Raw genomic sequence first — 3,397 nt, 5'->3', positions numbered from 1 at the left:
CACGCCATTGTTGAGGGCTTCGTCCTTGCAAACCCATACTGACCACCGCCAAATCAAATGTGTGCGCACGCTAGCCCTGGCGGAGAAAGGGGATCGGCGCGAAGCGTCGAGACGGACCAGGGATGCTGGAAGAAACGAGGCGCTGGTGATTCTGTCTATCGTGAGGACCCTCATGTTTTCCGACATCATCAGACCCCATCACCCTGGCTGCCGCATTTCAGGCCGCCGCGAGCGTCCATAGACGATGGCCGTAGCGGCGGAAGAAGCGTGCTACCACACGCTGCTGCCTGGCCCTGGTGAGATCGGGCAGGCGCCGCTCCTGTCGCCAGCGCGGCATGTTGCGCCAGCAGGCGATGAAACGGGCGGCGTCCTCGATGGCTTCGTCCGCCGACAGGGCCGGGCCGATCGCGGCCAGGAACAGCGGCTCGGATTGTTTCAGGTCGTCGATGACGGCCTTGCGCCTGAAATGGTCTTGGCGGGCATGGGCAATGCCGTTGCAGCGGATCGCCTCGAAGGCTTCGAGCAAAGCAGGGCTGTCGCCGGTGTAACCGCAGGCGCGGGCGAAATCGGCTGCATCCATCATTGCTCCCGGATCCGATGCCGGGCTGTTCATGCCCCGACTCACATTTGCAAGTATATAGAAGCATAACTCAAAAAAATGCAGAAGGGAAACTTTTGGAAAAGTCTTGAAACCGCGACTCGACTCCCGGCTCAAAACACAGGAATATAAGAACAAATCAGGAACAAATAGCAGGAGGGGCGATGGCATTGCCAGGCAGGGAACCAGTGATCGCGCAGGTTGCCTCGATCTCTGTGGAGTGCGCCGATTGCGGCCGCAACAGATGGTGGCGGCCCGATCAGCTGAAGCGGTTCGGGGTGACGGGAAACACGCCGCTGGCCGCATTGTCCCGGCGCATCGTCTGCTCCGCCTGCCGCGCCGAAGGGCTGCCCGGCACGGCGGTGTCGATCCAGGCCGCATTCATCGACGAGCGCCAGCGTGTGCGCAGCGAAGCGCGGATTCTGAGCGACCGCGAGGTGCCGCTGGAGGGATCCAGGCGGGCCTGAGTGGGCGAGGGGAGGGAGGCTTCGGCCAATCCGCGAAGTCGTGCTTCCATCTGTTCCGGTTCAAGGCGCTAAGATATATTGGCTGGCGATCTCAGTTCCTTGCGATTGGCTTCCAAGCCTGTAATTTCGTCATCCTAGGGCGAAGCAAGGAGCGAAGCGGCGCGGCGCAGACCCCAGGATCCATGCCGTGACTCCCGAGAGAAAATCCAACGGCGCAAAAGCATGCGCGGTTCGCCATGCCGAAAAGCGAGGGTGCTAATACCCCAGCAATTCCTTCAGCGGGATGACGCGCCAGACGTGCTTGATGGCGTAACGGTTGAAGGTCAGGGTTTTCGGCGGATTGTACTGCTCGACCACCAGCTCACCCGCGGTGCGTTTGACCAGCTTCTTGATGAAGGCCTTGCCGTTGCGCTCGTTTTCTTCCGGGAAGGTCTCGATCACCACGTGGTCGCCGGGCACGGCGTCGCGGCCGCCGCAATAGAGCATTTCGCCGGGCTCGTAGCGCGGCACCATCGAATCGGAGAGCACGTGCAGCGCAAACACCTTGCGCAGATGCGCGATGCCGGGCGGGCGCTGGACATAGCCGGCGACCTCGCCGTTGAAGGTGAAGTCGCCATCGTCGCCACCAACGGCGGCGCCGAGCAGTTCGATGTCCATCGGTCCGGCCGGCAATGGGCCGGCATCGGTGACGATCTCGGCGTCCGCCACCGGGCCGGCTTCGTCGAGGAAGACGACCTCGCCCTTGCCGAGCGCGACCGGGTCGACGCGCAGGAAGGCCGCGGTCTTCAGAAGATTCTCGGTCTTGGGCAGGTTGCGCCCCGTTTCCCAATTGCCGACGGCGGCGACATCGGTGTCGTTGTGCTCGGCGATGTGACGCATGACCAGCCCGCGCTGCTTGCGCGCCTGGCGGATCGCCGCCCCGACCTTGATCGACAGTTCCGTTCTTGCCATGGCGCCCATGTGAGCGATGAAAGCTGCTCTCGTCTATGAAAGAATGGCTTGCATCAACTTTTGAGTTATGCTTATATCTGGCCATGCAGAACCTGTCCAGCTTTCATGGCGCCGCGGCGCCGGCCTCCCGTGAGGCGCATCCGGCGACTGAAGTCGCCGCCCATTCCCTTCCGTCCCGGCCGTCCTCCTCCCCGGCCGGGGCGAAGCCCGAGAGCCTTGATGCCTCGGGTCCGGTCCGCCCGTCAACGGTGGCCGGAACGGCCGGAGCCGCCGCTCCCCTCGGCTCCGGCCCCCATTTAGACCAGCCTACCGCCGGTCTGTCCGCGCGCTCCTGCATCCGCACGCAGGACGGCACCGTCATCCTGTTCGAGCCGATGACGGGCAGGGCGGTTTCCGCCCCCGACAGAGAGACGGCGGAGGCGCGGCTTGCGCGCGTCGCCGCCGGGCAATCGATCCGCTCCGGCTGACACCGGCGGAAGCCGGCTTTCAAACCGACAACCCCGACCGTGGCCCGACCGGGCCCGAACCCTGACGCCTGGTCGACGGCGCGCTTCAAGCGCGGCCGAAGGCGGACCCCTGGATGGAGCCTGGACATGGCAAGCTATAGCGACGCCGAATTGCACGAGATCGCCCGCTGGCTGAAGGAAGGGCTTTCGGCCTCGAAGATCGCGGCGGCGTTCAGCACACTGCGCGGCAGCCCGGTATCGCGCAACGCCATTATCGGCATCGTCCACCGCAACGCCATGCTGGGCGCGATCGGCTTTGCCAACGGCAAGGGCATGCCGCCAGCGGCCAGGCAGGTTGCCGGCGAACGGGCGAAGGACAGGCGGACTGGCGGAACGCAGGCCAGCGGAAGGACAAAGGCCAAGGCCGCCGGAAAGGCGGCCGCCGCCGTAAAAAAAGGTGCCGATGTGCCTGTCGGCAAGGGCGCCGCCACGCGCAAGGCCATGGCCGGTGTCAGGCACGACGCTTCGCCGGCCTGGCTGCCGCCGCGCCTGTTCGTGCGCGAGGTGGGCGTGCTGATCGCCGACGGCGAAGCCTATCGCTTCAAGGTGCCGGCGCCGCGGCGCGGCCCCATCGGCCGCCAGCCGCATGGCGTGGCGATGCGCTTCATCGATTGCCTGTTCGGCCGCTGCCGCGCGCCGCTCGACCTGACGCTCGAAGAAGACCCAGAAAACGATGCGCCGGGCGGCCTGCCGGGCGCCGACATGCTGTGCTGCGGCATGCGTACCAAGGCGATGAAAAGCTACTGCGGCTATCACCAGGCGCGCTTTCGCCGCCGCGTTTGCGAGGCGGGGTGAGCTTGTCCAGCCGATAGATGGGTAACACTTTGAACCGGATAGATAGGTAACAGTTTTCTCCCTCATGATGGGTTCGCCGC

5 protein-coding genes are annotated in these 3,397 nt (G+C 64.9%); 3 read left to right on the top strand and 2 right to left on the bottom strand.

Features of this window, described 5'->3' with window-relative positions; translation table 11 throughout:
• Positions 1-217 precede the first annotated feature (217 nt).
• On the bottom strand, positions 218-583 hold the full coding sequence (locus FJ934_RS27760; RefSeq protein ID WP_246671664.1) for a hypothetical protein: 366 nt from the start codon (positions 581-583) through the stop codon (positions 218-220).
• A gap of 179 nt (positions 584-762) precedes the next feature.
• Between FJ934_RS27760 and FJ934_RS27755 the strand changes: the two genes are divergently transcribed.
• Positions 763-1,065, top strand: coding sequence for a hypothetical protein (locus FJ934_RS27755; RefSeq protein ID WP_140613580.1), 303 nt, complete (start codon positions 763-765; stop codon positions 1,063-1,065).
• 255 nt (positions 1,066-1,320) lie between these two features.
• On the opposite strand, the gene FJ934_RS27750 is transcribed toward FJ934_RS27755, so the two are convergent.
• Positions 1,321-2,025, bottom strand: coding sequence for a helix-turn-helix transcriptional regulator (locus FJ934_RS27750; protein ID WP_140613579.1), 705 nt, complete (start codon positions 2,023-2,025; stop codon positions 1,321-1,323).
• Positions 2,026-2,051: 26 nt separating this feature from the next.
• Between FJ934_RS27750 and FJ934_RS27745 the strand changes: the two genes are divergently transcribed.
• Together FJ934_RS27745 and FJ934_RS27740 are read left to right on the top strand one after the other, a co-directional pair.
• Positions 2,052-2,483: a hypothetical protein gene (locus FJ934_RS27745; protein ID WP_140613578.1), complete on the top strand. Its 432-nt coding sequence runs from the start codon at positions 2,052-2,054 to the stop codon at positions 2,481-2,483.
• A 126-nt stretch (positions 2,484-2,609) separates the two neighbouring features.
• Positions 2,610-3,317, top strand: a complete 708-nt coding sequence (locus FJ934_RS27740) for a GcrA family cell cycle regulator (protein WP_140613577.1) — start codon at positions 2,610-2,612, stop codon at positions 3,315-3,317.
• Positions 3,318-3,397 lie beyond the last annotated feature (80 nt).

Origin of the sequence: Mesorhizobium sp. B2-4-12 (assembly GCF_006441575.1) — a bacterium.
GTDB lineage: Bacteria > Pseudomonadota > Alphaproteobacteria > Rhizobiales > Rhizobiaceae > Mesorhizobium.
The sequence above is the reverse complement of the archived record's forward strand: the minus strand, read 5'-3'. Positions and strand labels throughout refer to the sequence as shown.

What these genes read in the sequence shown, in the direction of transcription:
- FJ934_RS27740 (WP_140613577.1), top strand. Translation starts at nt 2,610, where the DNA reads ATGGCAAGCTATAGCGACGCCGAATTGCACGAGATCGCCCGCTGGCTG.
- FJ934_RS27755 (WP_140613580.1), top strand. Translation starts at nt 763, where the DNA reads ATGGCATTGCCAGGCAGGGAACCAGTGATCGCGCAGGTTGCCTCGATC.
- FJ934_RS27745 (WP_140613578.1), top strand. Translation starts at nt 2,052, where the DNA reads ATGAAAGAATGGCTTGCATCAACTTTTGAGTTATGCTTATATCTGGCC.
- FJ934_RS27750 (WP_140613579.1), bottom strand. Translation starts at nt 2,025, where the DNA reads ATGGGCGCCATGGCAAGAACGGAACTGTCGATCAAGGTCGGGGCGGCG.
- FJ934_RS27760 (WP_246671664.1), bottom strand. Translation starts at nt 583, where the DNA reads ATGATGGATGCAGCCGATTTCGCCCGCGCCTGCGGTTACACCGGCGAC.